The sequence below is a fragment of the Pricia sp. genome, assembly GCF_041745955.1.
Lineage (GTDB): Bacteria > Bacteroidota > Bacteroidia > Flavobacteriales > Flavobacteriaceae > Pricia.
Window position 1 is genome coordinate 1 of sequence record NZ_JBGTHY010000397.1, and the last position, 2,057, is coordinate 2,057.

A 2,057-nucleotide genomic window follows, 5' to 3' on the forward strand; every position below is an offset into this window, starting at 1 on the left:
CAAATAAGCGGAATTGTTGATATTCCGGTCGATTTTATGGATACGTTTGGTAAAGCGCTTCATTTCGCGAATGGCATTGCTCATCAGAACGGCCTGAAAGTTGTCGCCATAGCCCAGACCGTGGGCTATGCCTGCTGCGATAGCGTAAATGTTCTTGAGCATGGCCGCATATTCGGCACCGATAATGTCTTTGGTGACCTTGGTCTTGATATACTCGCTGTTGAGGTTTTTGGCTACATATTCGGCCTTTTCGGCGTCCGCACAGGCAATGGTTAGGTACGAAAGGCGTTCTAAGGCGACTTCTTCGGCATGGCAAGGTCCGGTAATCACACCGATATTTTCATAGGGGATGCCGTATTCCTTATGAAAATGCTTCCCGACGATCAATCCCGATTCGGGAACTATTCCTTTAATGGCTGAAAAAATGATTTTGTCCTTTATGTCAACACTCAGTTTTTCGAGCTCCCCGCCCAGAAATGCCGATGGAACGGCAAAGATCAAGATATCCGCTTTGCTAACGGCGGCATTGATATCGTCCGTCAAATCGAGTTTATTGGTGTCGAAGGTGACCGATGTCAAGTAATTCGGATTGTGCTTTTGGATGTTGATAAACCCAACCGCATCGGAATTCCGCATGTACCAACCTACTTTGTCCTGATTGACACAGAGCATTTTAACAATGGCAGTAGCCCAGCTTCCGCCTCCGATTACTGCGAATTTTTCTGGTTTTTTCATGTTAAGGTCCTTAGATCTGTCAGGTCTATTTCACGATTCAGTACAAAATTACTTAAAATAAAAGGGAAGTGGCTTTTCGTAGGAGCTATGGGCGAAAGTTGTTTTGTAGGCACTTTCATACCTTAATTTCCAACATCAATTTCCAACATCCTCCATAATAACAGCATCGATTGTAGTATCTTCAGTGGTATGCAATACGGATATATCACCGGTAGTCTCAAAAACGACCGCTCTCACTTCTGAAAGCTGTAATACGTTGGCTTCCCGAAGTTTTCCCATCAAATCGGCCCTGCTGACCAAGGCCTTTTTTAGGTTTTTCTCAAAGATTTCCCCATCTTTCATTAGTAGAATCGGCGTATTGGTGAGCAATTTTTCCACTCCGTCCGAAGACGACAGCATTTTGGCGAAAAGCACTTGCAGGAAAGCCAATAGCGCTAACGACACAAAAGCCGGCATCAAACTCGATACCGGTTTGTTGACGGCATCCGCTAAAATAGACCCCATGGCGATGGTCACCGCAAAATCGAAGCTCGACATCTTGGCGAAGGTCCGTTTACCGGCAATCCGGGTAATCAACATGATATACAAATAGATACAGATGGCCGCAACGCACATCTGTACGATGGTCCACGGTTTCAACGAAGTGAAGATTTCCATGTCGTTTTTTTGCTTTTGGTATAATTCCTGGACGGTTGCCTCGTTCGCTTTTGTAAGGTGGCCTCCCATTCGAACGGGGTACTGTCGTCCTCTTCAACGCCTAGTACCGTATAGTTCATTTCTTTTTGGCCGATGCCATCCTTACCAAATAAGATAATGGATTTATTCGGCTAAGTTTGCCCCTGAAGGCTATTTTACTAATCCTAAAGGCACAGTCTGATATTTTAATGGACTAAAATTCGACGAAATTACGTAATTTAAAAGAATCTAAAACGCACCATTATGGATTCGAAATATAAACCGGAGATGGCCAACAAGGCCCATGAGGCAATTCCTGGAAACCCATCAACGGCGACAAGTAGCAAACAAAAATTGAACGACCGAAGCAACGGGGAACCTTTGCGTGTCTTAAGCGAGGACGATTGGAGATTCTGGAAGCACAACGGATACATTGTCGTAAAAAACGCCGTGCCCAAGGAACAAGCGCAGGCAACGGCGGATTTTCTTTGGGAGTTCGATGAAAAAGACCCCTATAACCCCGAAACATGGTATGCCCCGCCGCGCGCCGAAATGAAAATGAAGGAATTGACCGGTACGGGCATGGTCGAGGTGTACAACCATCAGCATCTTTGGAACAATCGCCAAATGCCCCACGTATATGACGC

2 protein-coding genes and 1 pseudogene are annotated in these 2,057 nt (G+C 45.5%); 1 reads left to right on the top strand and 2 read right to left on the bottom strand.

The features are described 5' to 3' along the window. Both ACEW8S_RS14300 and ACEW8S_RS14305 read right to left on the bottom strand, forming a co-directional pair. Positions 1-735, bottom strand: a 735-nt coding sequence (locus ACEW8S_RS14300; RefSeq protein WP_373518814.1) for a glycerol-3-phosphate dehydrogenase, incomplete at its 3' end; no start/stop codon positions are given. 135 nt (positions 736-870) lie between these two features. Further along, complete coding sequence (locus tag ACEW8S_RS14305; protein WP_373518815.1) at positions 871-1,392, bottom strand: DUF421 domain-containing protein; 522 nt, start codon at positions 1,390-1,392, stop codon at positions 871-873. 282 nt (positions 1,393-1,674) lie between these two features. Here ACEW8S_RS14305 and ACEW8S_RS14310 point away from each other — a divergent pair. Next, positions 1,675-2,057, top strand: a pseudogene (locus ACEW8S_RS14310) (phytanoyl-CoA dioxygenase); the annotation flags it as partial.